Here is a 17542-nt window from a genome sequence, read left to right as displayed (position 1 = left end):
GGCCATTGCACGCTAGCCTGCAGGGGATCGTCAAGGTCTTGGTTTCTTTCGAGGAACGTGGCTCGAAGATAGGATCACTGGTGCCGCCTGCGGGACCTGGAGGTTGGCCGGCTTGGGGTTCGCGGGGCTGTTGAGGCGGATGGGTTGGTTGTGAGGGCATCCTTCGATCCTGCGATGGGTCCTCGCTAGGCCGACGGGGAGGCGCGGCGCCTTGGCCCGCCTGGGTTGGGCGAAGGCCGGCTTGGGGCCGTAGGTCGGGTGGGCGGCATGCGAGTTCGTGGCCAGATCGAGGGAAGGAGTAGGCGCCTCTCGCTTGTTCTTGACATCAGAACCAAACAATGCCATTATCAACACCATGCTGCGTCGGACTCCTCAGCTCGATCTTCCCCTTCATGGTTGGGGCGGAAGGCGTGAGGGTGCCGGCCGCAAGCGTGGTCCGAACCCGCGAGTCGCCCACCTTCAGCGAGCACCGCTCGCGTCTCGGCATCCGTGCCATGTCACCGTGAAGGTCCGGCCGGATGTTCCGTCACTTCGCGATGGGCGGCTGGTGCGGGAAGTGGAGCGGTCCTTTGCCTGCGTGCTCGAGCGCACGGACTTCCGACTGGTGCACTACTCGATTCAGTCGAACCATCTGCATCTGATCGTCGAGGCCGGCGATGCGGGGGCGCTCGGAAGAGGGATGAATGCGTTGGGGTCTCGTCTGGCGCGGGCGGTGAACCGGGTCTTCGGGCGGAAGGGGCGTGTGCTGCTCGATCGCTTCCATCATGTGGTGCTGCGGACGCCGACCCAGGTGCGGAATGCGATGCGTTACGTGCTTCTGAATGCACGTAGGCACATGAAGACGAAGCCGAAGACAACGAGAATCGATCCCGCTTCGTCGGGGCGTTGGTTCGAGGGCTGGCGGAGCTCAGCCAGAGGGCTCGTCGCCCAGGCGCGGGAACGACCCGGAGGAAACGTGGTGGCGATTGCCACACCGCACACCTGGCTCCTGGCGGAGGGCTGGCGCAAGACCGGCCCCCTACTCGATCCGGCCGAGGTCCCAACCGTCGTCTAGCCGACCCACGAACCCGAGCCGGCCCCCGCTCCACCTATGCGGGCGAAGGCGCCGCGCGCACCCGTCGGCCACTCGGAAACGTCCCGAAGGATCGAAGGAACTCCCGAACCCCCCGACCGACCCCCCTCAACAGCCCCGCGAACCCCCAGCCGGCCAACCTCCCGGACCCGCAGGCGCCAGAAGCTATTCGCGCTCGGCCTCTCTCAACTCTAGCGATGCTGGATCTGTTCCGAGCTCAACCAAGCAGCTCCGAGAGCTTCCGATACGGAAGCCCGAGGGAATCGGCGACTCCCTGGCAGACGATTTCGCCGCGCCACAAGTTGGCTCCCTGCTCGAGCGCAGGGTCGGCGCCCACCGCAGCTTCGACTCCCTCTGCAGCAATTCGTTCGATGTACGGGAAGGTCGTATTCGTGAGCGCGAAAGTCGAAGTGCGCGGCACGGCACCAGGCATGTTCGCCACGCCGTAGTGGATCACGTCATGGAGCGAGTAGATGGGATCCGAGTGCGTCGTCGGGTGGATGGTCTCGATGCAGCCACCCTGGTCGACCGCCACATCGACCACCACCGAACCGGCTTCCATGCTTTGGACCATTTCCTCGGTCACGAGGGTGGGTGCGCGCCTGCCGTGGATGTAGACCGCACCAATGACCAGATCGCTCTCGGCGACCGCTCGCTCGATATTGGCCGGATTCGAGAAGAGCGTGTTCAGTTCGCCGCGGAAGATGTCGTAGACGTACGCCAGGCGTCGCAGATCTACGTCGAGAACCGTCACGTCAGCCCCGAGGGCGTGGGCGATGCGCACGGCGTTGATGCCGACGATTCCCCCACCGATGACCGTCACCGCACCCCGCGGCACGCCCGGCACACCTCCGACCAGAAGCCCCTTGCCGCCGCGGTTCTTCTGCAGGAGCGTCACGCCGATTTGCGCGGCCAGGCGCCCCGCCACTTCGCTCATCGGTGCAAGCACCGGAAACGTACCGTCCGCATGGCGAATCGTTTCGTAGGCGATTCCGATCACCTGGGCTTCGAGCAGGGCCTGCGTCACCTCGGGTGCAGCCGCAAGGTGCAGGTAGGTGAACAACACCTGGCCCTCGTGGAGGCGGGCGACTTCCTCGGGATTCGGCTCCTTGACCTTGACGATCATCGCCGGCTCGCTCCACACCTCTTCGGTGGAGACGAGGCGCGCGCCGGCCTGTTGATAGTCGTCATCGGGGAATCCGCTGCCCTGCCCGGCCCCGATTTCCACCGACAATCGATGACCGCGGTCGGTCAACATGCGCACGCCATCCGGCGTCATTCCGACGCGGAACTCCTGATCCTTCGTCTCCCTGGAAATGCCGATGTGCATGGGGTTTCCCTCGCCTCCGGGTCGCCGCCAGGGCGATCCTCTCAGGCCTTGTACGCTTCGATCAGGATATCCGCGATCTCGGGGCGAAGAATGCGCGGATCCGGATGTTCCCCAGCGCGAAGCTGATCACGGACCTTCGTTCCCGAGATGCCGTAGGGCTTCTCGTCAGGATGTCGCTCCATCAGGTCGACCCGTCCCAGCGACTCATAGAAGGCCGCAAAGCCGATCTTGCACGGTGTGAGGTGGAGCTCTCCCGGGAGATCGTCGAAGATCTCGTGGGCATCGAAGTCGCCCCAGATGGCTTCGCCGTCTTCGAAGGGCGCATCCGCGTGCTTGCGGCCCACGACGAGATCGCTGAAGCCGTAGTTCTGCCGGTAGATGGCGTGCATGACGGCCTCGCTCGGCCCACCGTAGAACATCTTGATATCGAGTCCGATCAGCTCGAAGACCTCGGGCAGGTCGTACCCCCGCTCGGCCCAGAGCGCCTCGTCCTTGTCCCCTTCGCCGAGCAGACTCTTGTTGCGAAGCTCCCGGTAGCACTCCATGCGCATGGATGCAGGGACGTCGTCTCCTTTCAGCTCTCCGACCAACGGGTTCAGCACGACGCCCGTGTAGCTCCCGTCGCGGGTCAGGCGCTCCGCGCCGGCGACGAGGGCGTACTCATGGGCCCGATGCAGGGGATTGCGCGTCTGGAATGCCAGCGCCCGCTCCCATTTCCGATCCCGGATCAAGGCTCGTACCCGGACCGGGGAGAGCATGAACTGGCCGTACTGCCGATTGATGGGCTGGGGCAGAACCCGCAGGCTTCCGCCCAGAAGCTGCGTGCGCGGGTCGCTCTCGACCATGCGTCCGCCGGGATGGTCGAAGCGTTCCGTACGGTAGACCTGCTTGACATAGCGATCCTTGTCGAATGCGTAGCAGCTCGGCCCGTCGACGATCGCGATGGTGTCCCCTTCCTCGGTCTGCACCGCGACGGCCGATGCGCCGGCTGCAGCCTGGGCTTCTTCATCGGTGACGGGCAGCGCCAGGGGGATCGTCCAGACATAGGACTTTCCACCACTGAGAATGACCCGCTCATCGAGCACCCGATTCCAGGTCTCCTCGTCCATCGGGCCTTCGAGCGGCGAGAGCGCGCCATCCCCGATTCGATACAGGGTCGAAAGATCCGCGCGGCTCACCCGCACGGAAGGCAGACCAGAAGCCTCGGCCAGGAACGCCTTGCGCTCGGAAAGGGGAATGGTGCAGTCGACGGGTGCGTCGAGGCCTCCGTGAACGGGAACGAGATCGCCTTGAGGCGTGCGGGACATGAGAACTCCTGATCGTGATGAAGAAACGTTGGCCGATCGGCCGGAAAAAGATGGGCGGCGGTAACGAGCAGCTACCAGACCGGAAAAAGGCCCTCACCGTCGATGGCCATCGGCCGGTCATCGTCGCCATCGAAGGGCCGGACCCACACCGAGAAGTGGACTTCCTTGTCCGAGGGCGTGGTCACGAAGACGGCATAGCCACCTTCGGTCGATGCCGTGGGCTGATGCTCCCAGGACGCGCCTCGGCCGAGCGGGTGACGCCCCGTTCCATCGGTGCGCATACGCCACAACTTCCAGCCCGAGCGGGTCTTTGCGCTGTAGACGATCCATTTGCCGTCGGGAGTCACACTCGGATGGCGGCCGCGCGTCAGCACCCGGGCCTGGCCGTCGGGATCCGTCAAGTCGAGCATGGAGATCGGCCCCGAGGCCCTATCCTCGACCGAAGCCCAGTACACCGCGCTGCCATCGGGTGAGCAGGAGGGAGCGAAATCGGAGGGGCCGTCCGTGATCGCCTCCGCCTTCCCCCCACCGGCCTTGCGACGGTAGAGCCTGCTTCCGCCTGATGGGAGGAAGGCCGCGAAGACGATGGCGTCCTCACCGCAGTAGCAAGCGTCGAGGTGACGGCGACGGGTATGGGTGATCGGAGTGATGTCCCCGGTGCGAAAATCGCGCTCGTAGATATGCGGCATTCCCCGGCGGAGACCGAGATAAAGGAGGCGTTGGTGATCGGCGGACCATGCCAGCGGGCGGGAGCCGCGGGGCGCCCAATCGGCGATCGAGACCACCCCCGTCCTCGGATCGAGCAGCGCCAGATGTCCAAGGGAAGAAGCCGCGCGCGTCTCACCGGATCCGTAGACGCCGAAGGCCTGGGCCATCTCATCGACGTTCAGCGTGTTCTGGCGTTTCCGGGGCCGAATGCCGGTTCGCGCGGTCCGAAGTTTCTCCTCCATCTTGTAGAACGCGTCGGCGGCCTGCTCGGCCTCCGTCATGTTCCGGTAGACGAGGGCGATCGGCGCCTCCGGAAGATCCTCGAAGCTGTACCGCGGGCCAGCGCAACCCAGGGCATGGGCTACCAGCAACAATCCGATCAGCCGCTTCACGGGGCCTCCGTGCTGAGCACGCGTCCTTCGAAACCACCTGTCGCTCGCTCATAGCGAAAGATGGCGATGTCTCGGACTCGGCGTTCTACCACGGAGATCACCAGATGATCTGCATCGGGGAACGGAAACAACGGTTCGAGGGCATAGGCTTGATCCATCTCGGAGAAGTACGCGCCAGCGCCTACGTGGGAGTGGTAGACCGCGGTCACCTGAACCCGTTCCTCTTTGGCCTGTTGCTGGATCCGCACGTAGTCCATCTCGTTCATGTGAAACGCCTCCCGTCCGTCGAGCGGATGGGACTGCGGGTCTTCCTGGTGCAACCGCGTCATTTCGTTGCGACAGCGGACCACCCTCTCGTAGCGACCGGCTTCCTTGCCCAGGAGGAGCCCGCAGCACTCCTCAGGAACCGTCTCCAGGGCATGGCCCCGAAGCTCGTTCCACACGATCGCGGGCACTGCCACCGGAGGCAGCGACCGTTCTACGTCGATGCGTCCGCTCACAGAGACCGATCTACGTCGATGCGTCCGCTCACGGCCCGTCCTGGGCAACTCGGCCCCTGCGTGGGACCGCGGCATTCTACGGAACACCCTCGGGGATTTCACCCGTCCCGCTGGTCGGGGCACTGTCCCCTGGGGGCAGACAACCCACTACCCACCGCTCAGCGCCTGGAGGATCTGCACCTGGTCCCCCTCGCGGAGGGGCTCCTGCAGGCCGCGTGCGCGCTCTCGATTGATGAACACCCGCAAGTGGGGCCGGAGACGATCCCGCTCATCCACCATGCGGAAACGAAGGCCCGGGTAGAGCCGGTCGAGATCGCGAAGCAGCTCATCGACGGAAGCGCCCTCCGCATCGACCTCCCCGGCGCCGGTGTAGCCTCGCAGCGGCTCGGGAATCGACACCTTCACGCGACGAACTCCACGGCCTCGATGGAGTACACATGGGGCAGGTGGGGAGCGATGCATTGCCAGCTGGCGCCCTCGTCCGCGCTTGCCCAGACGTCTCCATTGGTGGTGCCGAAGTACACGCCAACCGGATCGCGTTCATCCACCGCCATCGATTGACGCTTCACCGTGAGCCAGGCCTGCTGCGCCGGAAGACCCGCATCCTGGCGCTCCCAGCTCTTGCCAGCGTCGCGGGTGCGATAGACCGCCGGCCGGCCAGCCGGGCTCGTGCGTGGCCAGACGTCCGTACCGTCCATCGGAAACACCCAGGCCGTATCCGGATCCCGGGGATGCAGGGAAATCGGGAAGCCGATGTCCCCCACGTCCTTCGGCATGTTGTCACCGATCCGTGTCCACTGTTTGCCGGGCCGCTCGAGGCGGTAGATACCGCAATGGTTCTGCTGGTAGAGGACGTCCGGCGCCTTGGGATGCATGGCCAGGTGGTGGGTATCCTGGCCGGTCTCGGGGAACGGATCCGGCAAGAAATTCGCTTCCACACCGCCATTCAGCGGCCGCCAGTCCGCACCCGCTCGAAGGCTCTCGAACACCCCCCCGCTCGAGGTCGAGAGATACAGATGGGAGGGATCGCGTGGATCGATCCTCACCGAGTGGAGGGGCGAACCGTCCGGCGTCGATTGTTCCGCATCGTCCGGCTCAGCCCAGAGGTCCCAGCTCGCATGGTCGTTCCAGCCATCCACACCATCCCAGGTCAGGCCCCCGTCCTCACTGCGGAAGAGCCCTTCCGGCGCGGTCCCTGCGTACCAGACCCCAGGCTGATCCGCGTGGCCGGGCGTCAGCCAGAACACCTGTTCCACGGCCCGTTGGCGCCCGGCCGGCGAGGGCTTGGGAAAGGCCGGCGGACGCGTAGCCTCTTGCCAGTTCCTGCCCCCATCGGTGGACCGGAACACGGTCGGCCCCAGATGCCCTGCCCTCGCGGCGATCAGCAGGGTTCGACCGTCACGCGGGTCGAGGCAGAAGTGATGTGCCACGTTCCCCAGGAACACCGGCCCCTCGGTCGTCCATACCTCGCGGGCCGCGTCCGGCCGAAGGATCCAGGCGCCCTTCCTCGTCCCAACCAGGAGCGCGAGGCCAGGCCGATGGTGGATCTCGGCGTGGCGGCCCGGGTCGAGCGGCGACGCCTCTCGGGGAGGAGCATTCGCATCCTTCGCCGCGCTGCCGGAAGCAGGAGCACCATCGGGGTTCGCCATTGGAAACCTCATGGCGCCAGGATACGCAGCCTCGAGGGTTCGGAGCCAGGGAATTCAGGCGGAGCGCGCTGGCTCAGATATGCCAGGTACGGCCCGCTGCGCTGGCCCGCTCGACGCCAGCCTCGGCAGCCTGCCGACACAGGCCTTCCAAGCTCACGCTTTCGAGTGCTCCCTGGATGCGAGCTGCCAGATCCGGCCACAGAAACGTCGGACGCTCCGGAACTTCCCGATCTCTGGGCGGCGGACCAGGCGCCAGGGCATCTCCCAGGGGGCCCTCCACCGCCTCGACGATATCTCGCAGCGTCACCTGCTCGGCGTCTCGAGCCAACACGTAGCCGCCACCCGGCCCGCGTTTGCCACGCACCAGCCCGGCCTTTCGGAGGCGCTGGAAGATCTGTTCCAGAAAGCGTCGCGGGATCCGCTGGCGTTCACCGATCACGCGCACCTGCACCGGGCCCTCTTCCCCATGGTACGCGAGATCGAACATCCCGCAGATCGCGTATTGGCTCTGGAGGGAGAGACGCATCGCGGAAGACCTTGCCGCTCCCGGCGCCAACCCACAAGGCGCCCATGACGTCGATGCGATGGGTGGTAGTCTTCGATCGTCCCCGTTTCACCACCGCCGCACCTCCCACCGGCGGAAACAGTCGAAAGGCGTCTGCAGCATTGGCGGGCGAATGGGGATGTGTCGAAGCAAGCAGATCGAGTAGGCCCTGGACGGACAAGCCGCACGAGCGGGAACGTCGCGTCCGGCGGCGGAGGGACCGGCGAACGCATCGCAGCCTTCCTCGATGCCATTGCTGCCGACGCAGATCTCTCCTCGGCCCTGCGCCACCACGAGGTCCTGCCACCCCAGGAGCCCGATCTCGCCCCCGAACTCGAACTCCCGGTTCCGCTTCAGCAGATCCTCAAGACGCGCGGCATCTCCGCCCCCTACGCCCACCAGAGCCGTGCCATCCAAGCCCTGCGTTCGGGGAAGGATGTGGTCCTGGCGACGCCGACCGCCAGCGGAAAATCCCTCGTCTACAGCCTGCCTACGTTGGAGCAGGCACTCGCCGACCGCGACGCGCGGGCGATCTTCTTGTTCCCCCTGAAAGCCCTCGAACAGGATCAGCGGGCCAAACTCGAGCTGGACATCACCGCCCTCGGGTTGATGTCCCAGGACGACCGGCCGCGCGTCGAGATCTACGACGGAGACACCCCTCCTTCGCGTCGCAAGAAGATCCGCGAGAATCCGCCTAACGTCCTCATCACGACCCCGGACATGCTCCACCTCGGCATCCTCCCGCATCACCAGAGCTGGGATGGTCTCTTCCGCGGCCTGCGCCTCGTGGTCGTGGACGAGTTGCATACCTACCGCGGGATCTTCGGATCCCATGTCTCACAGGTCTTGCGACGTCTCTTGCGAGTCGCACGCAACCACGGATCGAAACCGCAGCTCGTCTGCGCATCGGCCACCGTGGCCAACCCGGGCGAGCTGGCCAGCAACCTGGCGGGACGCCCGTTCGAAGTGGTCGAGAGCGATGGCGCATCCCGCAGTCGACGTCACGTCCTACTCATGAATCCTCAGCTTTCGCCCTATACGGTGGCGAGCCAGTTGTTTCGCCTGGCCGTGGGCCACGGCTTGCGCACCATCGCGTTCACCAAGGCCCGCCGCGTAACCGAATTGATGCATACCTGGATCGTGCAAGGCGATCCGGCTCTGGCCGACAAGATCAGCTCCTATCGCGCGGGCTTCCTGCCCGAAGAGCGCCGGGAGATCGAACGCAAGCTCTTCAAGGGCGATCTGATGGGCGTGATCTCGACCTCGGCCCTCGAGATGGGGATCGATGTCGGCGGTCTCGATGTCTGCTTGCTGGTCGGCTACCCCGGCAGCCAGATCGCGACCTGGCAACGAGCAGGCCGGGTCGGGCGCCGAGACGAAGCCCTGATCGCGATGATCGCCCAGCCGGATGCCTTGGATCAGTATTTCGTCGCCCATCCCCGAGCCTTCTTCTCGGGGCGCTTCGAACACGCAGTCCTCGACCCGAACAACAGCCAGATCCTGGACGCCCATCTGCCTTGTGCTGCTGCCGAGGTCCCTCTCCGCGCCAACGAGCCGGCCTTTCAAGCGCCCGCGGTCCAGGCCTCCATCGGCCGACTCGAAGAGGCCGGCGAGCTCCTGAAGAGCGAGTCGGGCGATCGCTGGTTCGCGTCTCGCCGCAACCCCCATCGCCACGTGAGCCTGCGCTCGGCGGGAGCCAGCTACACCATCGTTCTCGCCAACCAACGAGACGGCAAGGGAAAGCCTCGGATCATCGGGCAGATCGGCGCCGGGAATGTCTACACCGAGTGCCACGAGGGAGCGATCTACCTGCATGCGGGACGCTCCTTCGTGGTCACGCGACTCGAACTCGATGAACGCCGGGTCACGGTCGAGCCGGTCGAAGCCGTCTACTTCACGAAGGCCATCTCGGAGAAGGAGACGGAAATCCTCAGCCGGGATCGCACGCGCCCCGCTGGCAACATCCGCCTCACCCAGGGCCGAGTCAAAGTCACCACCCACGTCACAGGTTTCGAACGGCGGCGGGTTCGCGGCCAGGAACTACTCGGAACCGAGCCCCTCGAGCTTCCGCCGACCTCGTACGAAACGACCGGGATCTGGCTGGAGATGCCCGACGAAATCCCGGGTGTACTGGAACGCGAGGAACGCCACGTGATGGGCGGCATCCACGCGGTGGAACACGCGGCTCTCGCCGTATTCCCCCTCTTCGCCCTCTGCGACCGCTTCGACGTGGCCGGCATCTCCTACACCCGCCATCCACAACTCGGCCGGGCGGCGGTGTTCTTCTACGACGGACACGATGGCGGAATGGGCCTTACCTCGAGCGCTTTTGACCGTATCGAAGGCCTGCTGGAAACCACCTACCAGCTGATCCACGATTGTGCCTGTGAGAGCGGCTGTCCCGGCTGCGTGCACTCCCCGCGCTGCGGCAACGGGAACCGCCCGATCGACAAGGCCGCGGCACTACGGGTTCTGGAGCTCACGCTCGGGCAGGAGCCGTTGCCCGAACTCCCGGACGAGGAAATCCGGCTCGCCAGCACCCCGAATCCCGCTCCGGAGGCCGAAGCCCAATCGGGCCCCGAGCCGCGACTCATCTGGTTCGACCTCGAGACCCAACGCAGCGCCAAGGATGTCGGCGGCTGGCATAACGCCCATCTGATGCGCATGGCCCTGGCCTGCACCTGGGATAGTCGGGAGCAAGCCTTCAAGACCTACCGTGAAGCGCAGGTCGACTCACTCCTCGCCGATCTCGCCGCCGCCGATCTGGTGATCGGTTTCAACTCGATCCGCTTCGACTACCAGGTGCTGCAGGGCTACACGGATGACGGCCTGCGGAACCTGGCCAGCTTCGACCTGCTCGAGGCCATCCACACGCGCCTGGGCTTTCGTCTGGCCCTCGGCCACCTCGGAGAGGAAACCCTGGGCGTCGCCAAGAGTGCAGACGGCCTGCAATCCCTTCAGTGGTGGAAGGAAGGCCGCATCGACGAGATCGAAAGCTACTGCCAACAAGACGTCGCCCTCCTCCGCGACCTCTTCTTCCACGCCCGCGACAAGGGGCACCTGCTCTTCCGCACCAAACGCGGCGAACGCGTCCGACTCCCGCTCGCACTCTCCGTCCCCGAACTCATCGAGCGAACCCGCAGCCGATCGAGATAGCGGGGACGTTCTTTCCGCTGTTTCCGTTATCCGATTTCCCCCTCCGCGGGAAACCGGATAACGGAAACAGCGGAAAGAACGTCCCCGCTTCCGCTTCTTCTAGTGGAGGGTGGGGTTTTGGCGAAGCCGGCCATCGAGGAGCTCGAAGTACAGGAGCACGAGCACGTGGCGAACCGAGGGCGCCAGGTGCGCGACGAAGCGATGTCCCTGCTCTGGCGTCTCGAATTCCACCAGGGCTTGAATCGCCCTCTGGATCTCCTCCAGGCGCCCGGAGACATCCTCACGGAGGAGATCCGCATCCTGCTCGAAGGCTTCCGAGATCATCTGCCGGTCAAAGAGCAGGTGGATCCCTCGTTCTCCGATCTCGAGCAGCTTCTCCGTGTTCACCTTGCGTAACCCCCGATCCCCGTTTCGGCGTAGGTGGCGCCCGAGTTGAGGGGGATTCGCGCCCAGGGCATCGGCTGCCTAGGTTCCCGGCCCCATGTTGCTCCGGCTCGATGACGTCTCTCGCAGCTTCGGCTCGCGCTCGCTGTTCAGCGGCGTGTCGTTGGAGGTAGGCGCAGGCGATCGCATCGGCCTGGTCGGTGCCAATGGCGCCGGCAAGACCACACTTCTACGCATCGCCGCGGGCGACGAAGCGCCGGATGCGGGCCGGCGCAGTGTCCGCCGCGGCGCCCGCGTCGGCATTCTCCGCCAGGAGATCGACCCGGCCCAGGACTGCACGGTCCGCGAAGAGACCGGCCGCGCCCTGGCCCATATCGAGGATCTGGAGCGGGACCTGCGCGAACTCGAAGCCCAGATGACCGAAGCCGGCGAAGTGAGCAGCGACCTGGCGGAGGCCTACGATGCGGCCAACGCCCGCTTCGAGCATGCGGGCGGCTTCGAACGCGAAGCGCGAATCGAACGCATCCTGGCCGGCCTGGGCTTCAGCGAAGAAGCTCGCGGACGCCCACTGCGAACCTTCAGTGGTGGCTGGCTGATGCGGGTGGAGCTCGCCAAGTTGCTGCTCGCCGAGCCGGATGTGTTGCTCCTCGACGAACCCACCAACCACCTCGACCTGCCCTCGATCCAATGGTTCGAAGAAACCCTGACCGCCTTTCGCGGAGGCGTGATCGTCATCTCCCACGATCGCACGTTCCTGCGCCGGCACGTGCGACGAGTGGCCGAACTCGCCCTCGGACGCTTCATGGTCTACCCGGGCGGCTACGACTTCTATCTCGAAGAGCGTGTACGCCGCAAAGAAGAGCTACTGGCTCGCAAGAAGAGCCAAGATCGGAAGACGGCGGAAACCGAACGCTTCATCGAACGCTTCCGTTCCAAGGCGAGCAAGGCGCGACAGGTGCAGAGCCGCGTCAAGTCCCTCGAACGGCAGGAACAGATCGAACTGCCGGACGAGGACAAACGGCGCATTCGCTTGAAGATCCCCGAGCCCTCGCGGGCCGGGGCCATTCCGATCGCCCTGGAAGACATCCACAAGCGATACGACGACAAGATCGTCTATGAAGGCATCGACCTCCAGATCGAGCGGGGCGACCGCGTCGCGTTGGTCGGGCCGAACGGTGCCGGAAAATCAACGCTGCTTCGGATCCTGGCGGGCGTGTTGCCTTTCGAGACAGGCAAGCGCGAGCTTGGCCATCGGGTCGAGGTAGCGTTCTACGCCCAGCATCAACTCGAATCCCTGGACCCGAAGCGCAGCGTCCTGGGGGAACTGGAAAGCGGTGCCGAGACGGGTGATGTAGCCCGTCTGCGTGGTCATCTCGGCGCGTTCCTGTTCAGTGGTGATGACGTGGAGAAACGTGTCAGCGTTCTCTCCGGTGGCGAGAAGGCGCGCCTCGCCCTGGCCAAGCTGCTGCTTCGACCTTCGAATGTGCTGGTGCTCGACGAGCCGACCAACCACCTGGACGTTCAAGCCTGCGAGGTGCTCGAAGAGGCGCTCGGCGGGTACAAGGGAACCCTCGTGTTCATCTCGCACGATCGTGCGTTCATCAACTCGCTGGCATCGCGCGTCATCGAGGTGGAAGACGGTCGGCTGCGCTTCTTCCCGGGAAACTACGACGACTATCTGCGAAGAGTCGCCGAGCCGAAGCAGACGAAGCCAAAGAAGGACGCACCCGAGGCGCTGGCCGCTGCGCCGCCCGAGCAGAAGAAACCGACGCCGCCCGAACCGGCTTCCAACAAGGAGCGCCGACGCGACGAACGCGAGCGCCGCAAGGCCCGGCAGAAGATCGAGCGGCGCATCGAGAAGATCGAAGCCGAGATCCTCGAAAAGGAGAGCGCCGTCTCCGAACTCGGCTGGAAGCTGGCCGATCCCGGCCTGTTCAAGGAGCCGGACCGCCTGCGCGGCCTGGAAGCCGAGCGCACCGAACTGGGAAGCGAAATCGAAGCCCTCTACGCAGAGTATGAACGCCTCGGTGCAGAGCTTGGCGCGATGGCCGATGCAGATGGCGAAAACGCGGCTGCGAGTTGAAGTTTCGAGGCCGGAAGGACGTCCATCCGGCGCGAGTTGACGGCCCGGGGACCGCCCCGTAGCCTCCTCCGGCCTGTGCCCAGGTGGCGGAATTGGTAGACGCGCTAGACTCAGAATCTAGTGTTCGCAAGGACGTGCTGGTTCGACTCCAGTCCTGGGCACCACTGAAACCGCTTGATTTCTCAAGGTTTCTGGCCACCCAAGCAAGGCCGACACGTTGCAGATCACTAGAAAAGGAATCTGGTGGTTGACACAAGATCGGCACACCTCGAAATGGGGAGCCCGGGGCGTGGTTGCAGGCGAATGGTGTGTCCTGGGTTTTCGGAGGCGAACAACTGGACCCTGCTGCCGTTCACGATGCGTGCCGTAGTTCATACTCCACGGGTGAGACCATGCTGTTCAGCGGGGCGATTCTGCTTGACTCGCACCGAATTTGAAGCATAAATGGCTTTTTCTCGGGGAGCGGTATCTGTTGGCAAGAAACTCAGCGTCGCGTCTTCTATTGGCAAGCATGATTCTGTTCTGGTCCCAAGGGGCCGGCGCCGTGATCTCGTTTATTCCCACGTACGTGGAAGATTTCAATCTCGACAGCGATCCAGCAGCGAGCGGGTTCGCCGACGCAGTATTCGTGCATTCGACAGATCTGCTGCCTACTAACAATGCCGTGTTCTTTCAGGCTGGAGAGGGTGTTGTCTCGCTGGCCGGAGAAGCTCAGCATTCGCTGTTCTTGCAAGGTGGTCTAGGGACTGGGCACACGATCACCTTCACTCTGGCGCCTGGAGAAGTCGTTACCGAAGCTGCCATCTATCATGAACCCTTCCTGGACTCAGGCAGAATCACATGGTTCGGAACATTGGGAACGTTTTCTGTCGAACCGATTCCAAGCATCAGTGACATGGCATTTGCATGGGCGGCCGGGTTGAACGCGGTCGCCCTTCATGATTCCTTCTATGCAGCACCGACAGACATCGGATACATCACCGGCGTTCAGCTCAACGGTCACGACACGAACTGGGATCATTTGATGATCAAGACGGAGGTTGGGGTTCTCCCGGCGCCTTCTTCTGGCTGGCTGCTCCTCTCGTCTCTTGTTGGCTTTCTCAAGATCAGCGGCAAAGGTCGATCCAGCTAGAAGCGGGCGAGGCCTTTCAGCCGGCAGTTGGGCGGGCCAGGAGTTCGGAGTCAACCCGAGTCTTGACGGCTTGGCGATCGATCCAACCCCTGCTGCTACGATGCTGCAAGAGCTGCCGCGTTCTCGGCCGAGGGCTCTCATCCTGTAGGCTTCGTTAGTCGGCGTGAACCGCGCATCCTCTCGCCATACAGGAATCTCCAAGGGATTCGGTCGTGAAACAAGGGCGAATCAGCCAGACGGCTCTCAAGGTTGCGCTTGGCTTGATCACGTTGAGCGTGAAGGACGACTGGGCGCAACGGCTTCCTCTTGGTCTGGCAGAAATCAGCGAGCGCCTGCTCCTGGCCTCGGGGTCACCGGGCTACGGCCCAGGCCTGATGCGCGCATCGAAGAAGCAGTGGATGGTCCGCGTCTACCAGATCCAGGATCACATGATGCCGGGGCAGTGGGAAGGCTTCGGCCATCGCAAGATCTTCGTGCACCAGCAGGTGGAGGCCGCGATAAGGCAGGGCGCGCGACAGGTGCTGGTCCTCGGTGCTGGCTTCGACACCCTTTGCCTGAGACTCGCGCCGCAACACAGCCACGTGCGCTTCTTCGAGATCGACCATCCCACGACCTCTGCGGCCACGGCCAGAGGAGTCGCCATAGAGGGTCAGCCGGCGAACATGATTCAGATCGCGGCCGATCTCGGCGAGCGTGCTCTCTCGAGGGTGTTGTCGGAGGACGGTCGCTGGCAGTTCTCACAGCCCTCGGTGCTCGTGGCAGAGGGCCTCTTCCAGTACCTGACAGACGATGAGGTGCGAGGTCTGCTGAGTGAGACGGGCGCCTGCACTTCGCCAGGAAGCCGGATCGTGTTCACACACACGATCCCCGGTGAACGAAAAATCCTCTCGGTCCTCGTGCGCCTCGTCGGAGAGCCTTGGAAGTCCGCCGTCCGCAGCGAGGATCTACCCGAGTACATCGACGGTACCGGTTGGGCGATGATCTCCGACATCGACACCGAACCGGCGCACGGGGTCGAACGCTACGCGGTCGCTGAGCGGCGCTGACTGATCGGTCGCGAGTCTGATATGCAGGGCCATAGCGAGCAGGACCATCCATCAGGGAGTCGTGATCGCAGGCAGGGGACCTGGGCTTCCCAGCCCTACATGCCGGAACTTTGCCGCCGCCTGCCGCCCGCCCACTTCGGGCCGCGCCAAGTCCGCGGTTTCGCAGAGTGGCGTCCCCAACGGGACTCCAACTCGTGAAGAAGCGTCGCAAGTCCGCGAGAAACAAGGACTCCGACGAGTAGATGCTTGTCGCCCAATTGTCGCCGGGCAGGCCTGAGAAGCCTGAGGCTTCCATGACCCAGGGCGCACGCATCGTGAACGGCAGCACGAGTCCAGTTATTCGCCTCCGCGAAACCCAGGACACGACAGAGTCTCCCGAGAACCCGGAGGTTCAGTCTCCAATGGAGATGTCGGCTTGTGCGGTGGCATGCCAGTTCCCTAGCTTGGGGACCAACCAAAGGCCGGCGGCGGCCCCCGGAGCGATTCAGGTCGGCTCTCAAGGAGAATCCCCTGACGGCATTGTCGAGGCCACTCGCGAGACGACTGGTCCTCCCGTGGATCCTGTCAATTGCCTCGGGTGCCTGGGCCCAAGCCAGCCTGATCGGGATGGGTCACCTCCCCGGCGGCGACTCGAGTCTCGCTCTCGCGGTTTCCGGAGACGGAAGTGCCGTCGTAGGACAAGCCTGGATCGGGGGGAGTTGGTCCGCGGTTCGCTGGACGAGAACAACGGGCCTCTCAGCGATCGCACGTCCACTCAGCAAAGCCCGTGCAGTCTCCCATGACGGGTCCGTAGTCGTTGGATACCAGCATCGTTCCGGCGCCGTGAGCACCAGGGAGCCATTTCGATGGGAAGCGCCCGGCCCCGCCATCGGCTTCGGCCACCTCGTGGGCTCGGGATCCAGCGAAGCCAACGGAGTCTCCGCCGATGGAAGCGTGGTGGTCGGTAGAGCGTACTTTCAGACCCTCCAGCTGGGCTTCCGTTGGAGCGCCGGCTCGCTCTTGCCGTTGGCGGATCTTCCCCTCGGTCCGTACGAAAGCGCGGCGACGGGAGTGTCAGCTGACGGCAGCATCATCGTGGGCGCGGGCACCCGCCCCGGATACGCGGAGGCCATGTATTGGTCTGCTCCCCACAATTCGCCTTTTGGTCTCGGCGTCCTCTCGCCTCGGGCACCCTTGAGCGCCGCCTACGCGGCTTCCGCCGACGGTTCCACCATCGTCGGGACCAGCAGGGTCTTTGGATTGGGGGAACAGCCCTTTCGGTGGCAGGCAGGTGTGAAGCGCACCCTTGGCTACCTGCCCCCCCGCTCGGGACACGCCGGTGCGGCGTTTTCCGTATCCGCTGATGGCTCGGTGGTCGTGGGCCGCAGCGATGATTCGGGTCTGGATGTGGCGTTCCTCTGGACGGAGGAGCGCGGTATCGAGCGCGTGAGCGAACTTCTCGCTGCACATGGGGTCGATACGAGCGGTTGGATCCTTCGGTCAGCCCGAGGCGTCTCCGCCGACGGTCAGGTCGTGGTCGGCGATGGCGTCAATCCCAACGGTAGGGCGGAGGGCTGGATTGCCTTCCTCCCGCGTCCCTGTGCCGATGGCGAGGACAACGACGGCGACGGTTTCACGGACTTTGCCGGCGGTGATCCCGGCTGCTTCAATGCCGGCTATTTCACCGAGAGCCCTCAGTGCCAGGACGGAATCGACAACGATGGGGATGGAAAGATGGACTACGACGCGGGCCTCTCCGCCAATGGGTATGCGGACCCCGCTGGGCCTAACCCGTATTGCGTCGGTAGCCCGTGGAGGATTTTCGAGACACCTCCTACGTGCGGCCTCGGCGCCGAGCTGGCTCTGCTGATACCGCTGATGTTGGCGTGGCGTTCTCGAAAGCTGGCAGGTCGAACGGCGGCATAGGTTTGCGCGGGAACACCCCCGAGTTGCCTCATCGTATGCTTTCGCCCTGCCCTAGCTGCGGTCATCCGCTTCCGAGCAATAATCCGATTGACTGGCACCTCGACGCCCTCGAACGCGGTTGCCACTGGTCGTGCGCTGCGACGGTGCTGCGGGCGTGAGCTGCACCACTGACCGCGTAGCTCTGCATCGACTCCAAGTGTAGACGCTCACTCAGAAGCGTAGAAATCTGATCATTTGGCCGGGGGGCGACGCAGCCCGCCGTTCCGGATTCCGATTCAGATCTTCCGGGTCGAAAGGTCCTTGACCCAGGGCGAACGCCCTCCCGGCTCGACCG

At 64.5% G+C, this 17542-nt stretch carries 14 protein-coding genes and 1 tRNA gene; 7 read left to right on the top strand and 8 right to left on the bottom strand.

Annotated elements, in window-relative coordinates; genetic code table 11:
* Positions 1-355: 355 nt before the first annotated feature.
* Positions 356-1054 carry a hypothetical protein gene (locus tag GY937_03630; GenBank protein MCP5055799.1) on the top strand — a complete coding sequence of 233 codons (699 nt, stop codon included), beginning with the start codon at positions 356-358 and terminating at the stop codon, positions 1052-1054.
* A 235-nt stretch (positions 1055-1289) separates the two neighbouring features.
* Here GY937_03630 and ald read toward each other — a convergent pair whose 3' ends face one another.
* From ald to GY937_03595, 7 genes are all read right to left on the bottom strand, one after another.
* Positions 1290-2402, bottom strand: coding sequence for an alanine dehydrogenase (gene ald / locus GY937_03625; protein MCP5055798.1), 1113 nt, complete (start codon positions 2400-2402; stop codon positions 1290-1292).
* Positions 2403-2443: 41 nt separating this feature from the next.
* Entirely contained in the window at positions 2444-3709 is a 1266-nt protein-coding gene (locus GY937_03620) for a sulfate adenylyltransferase (GenBank protein MCP5055797.1), read from the bottom strand.
* Between the two features lie 71 nt (positions 3710-3780).
* Positions 3781-4809: a hypothetical protein gene (locus GY937_03615; GenBank protein ID MCP5055796.1), complete on the bottom strand. Its 1029-nt coding sequence runs from the start codon at positions 4807-4809 to the stop codon at positions 3781-3783.
* Positions 4806-5309 carry a hypothetical protein gene (locus tag GY937_03610; protein MCP5055795.1) on the bottom strand — a complete coding sequence of 168 codons (504 nt, stop codon included), beginning with the start codon at positions 5307-5309 and terminating at the stop codon, positions 4806-4808. Before GY937_03610 ends, GY937_03615 begins: the two co-directional genes overlap by 4 nt.
* Before the next feature lie 147 nt (positions 5310-5456).
* Complete coding sequence (locus GY937_03605) at positions 5457-5714, bottom strand: MoaD/ThiS family protein (GenBank protein ID MCP5055794.1); 258 nt, start codon at positions 5712-5714, stop codon at positions 5457-5459.
* Positions 5711-6856 (bottom strand): glycosyl hydrolase, encoded by a 1146-nt coding sequence (locus GY937_03600; GenBank protein MCP5055793.1) that lies wholly within the window; start codon positions 6854-6856, stop codon positions 5711-5713. The genes GY937_03605 and GY937_03600 overlap by 4 nt, the downstream gene beginning before the upstream one ends.
* A gap of 175 nt (positions 6857-7031) precedes the next feature.
* Complete coding sequence (locus GY937_03595; protein ID MCP5055792.1) at positions 7032-7484, bottom strand: Rrf2 family transcriptional regulator; 453 nt, start codon at positions 7482-7484, stop codon at positions 7032-7034.
* A 159-nt stretch (positions 7485-7643) separates the two neighbouring features.
* Here GY937_03595 and GY937_03590 point away from each other — a divergent pair, with 159 nt between their 5' ends.
* Positions 7644-10658, top strand: coding sequence for a DEAD/DEAH box helicase (locus tag GY937_03590; protein ID MCP5055791.1), 3015 nt, complete (start codon positions 7644-7646; stop codon positions 10656-10658).
* A 99-nt stretch (positions 10659-10757) separates the two neighbouring features.
* Here the strand turns inward: GY937_03590 and GY937_03585 are convergent, their stop codons facing one another.
* Positions 10758-11045 (bottom strand): hypothetical protein, encoded by a 288-nt coding sequence (locus GY937_03585; protein MCP5055790.1) that lies wholly within the window; start codon positions 11043-11045, stop codon positions 10758-10760.
* Positions 11046-11139: 94 nt separating this feature from the next.
* On the opposite strand from GY937_03585, the gene GY937_03580 reads away from it, so the two are divergent.
* The 5 genes from GY937_03580 (at position 11140) to GY937_03560 (ending at position 17208) form a co-directional block, all read left to right on the top strand.
* Positions 11140-13125: an ABC-F family ATP-binding cassette domain-containing protein gene (locus GY937_03580; GenBank protein MCP5055789.1), complete on the top strand. Its 1986-nt coding sequence runs from the start codon at positions 11140-11142 to the stop codon at positions 13123-13125.
* A 77-nt stretch (positions 13126-13202) separates the two neighbouring features.
* Positions 13203-13289: transfer RNA gene (locus tag GY937_03575), tRNA-Leu, on the top strand.
* Between the two features lie 347 nt (positions 13290-13636).
* The gene (locus GY937_03570) at positions 13637-14257 is read left to right on the top strand and encodes a hypothetical protein (GenBank protein MCP5055788.1); all 621 of its coding nucleotides are present in this window, start codon (positions 13637-13639) and stop codon (positions 14255-14257) included.
* Positions 14258-14469: 212 nt separating this feature from the next.
* Positions 14470-15303, top strand: a complete 834-nt coding sequence (locus GY937_03565) for an SAM-dependent methyltransferase (protein ID MCP5055787.1) — start codon at positions 14470-14472, stop codon at positions 15301-15303.
* A gap of 606 nt (positions 15304-15909) precedes the next feature.
* Entirely contained in the window at positions 15910-17208 is a 1299-nt protein-coding gene (locus tag GY937_03560) for a PEP-CTERM sorting domain-containing protein (GenBank protein MCP5055786.1), read from the top strand.
* Positions 17209-17542: the final 334 nt, after the last annotated feature.

This window comes from bacterium (genome assembly GCA_024228115.1).
Taxonomy (GTDB): Bacteria; Myxococcota_A; UBA9160; order UBA9160; family UBA6930.
Note: the sequence above shows the minus strand (reverse complement) of the source record. Positions and strands in the feature narration are given on the sequence as shown.

Bases quoted from the DNA above. Each gene is read 5' to 3' on its own strand.
- GY937_03630 (MCP5055799.1), top strand. From the start codon at position 356: ATGCTGCGTCGGACTCCTCAGCTCGATCTTCCCCTTCATGGTTGGGGC.
- GY937_03570 (MCP5055788.1), top strand. From the start codon at position 13,637: ATGATTCTGTTCTGGTCCCAAGGGGCCGGCGCCGTGATCTCGTTTATT.
- ald (MCP5055798.1), bottom strand. From the start codon at position 2,402: ATGCACATCGGCATTTCCAGGGAGACGAAGGATCAGGAGTTCCGCGTC.
- GY937_03560 (MCP5055786.1), top strand. From the start codon at position 15,910: ATGGGTCACCTCCCCGGCGGCGACTCGAGTCTCGCTCTCGCGGTTTCC.
- GY937_03620 (MCP5055797.1), bottom strand. From the start codon at position 3,709: ATGTCCCGCACGCCTCAAGGCGATCTCGTTCCCGTTCACGGAGGCCTC.
- GY937_03580 (MCP5055789.1), top strand. From the start codon at position 11,140: ATGTTGCTCCGGCTCGATGACGTCTCTCGCAGCTTCGGCTCGCGCTCG.
- GY937_03595 (MCP5055792.1), bottom strand. From the start codon at position 7,484: ATGCGTCTCTCCCTCCAGAGCCAATACGCGATCTGCGGGATGTTCGAT.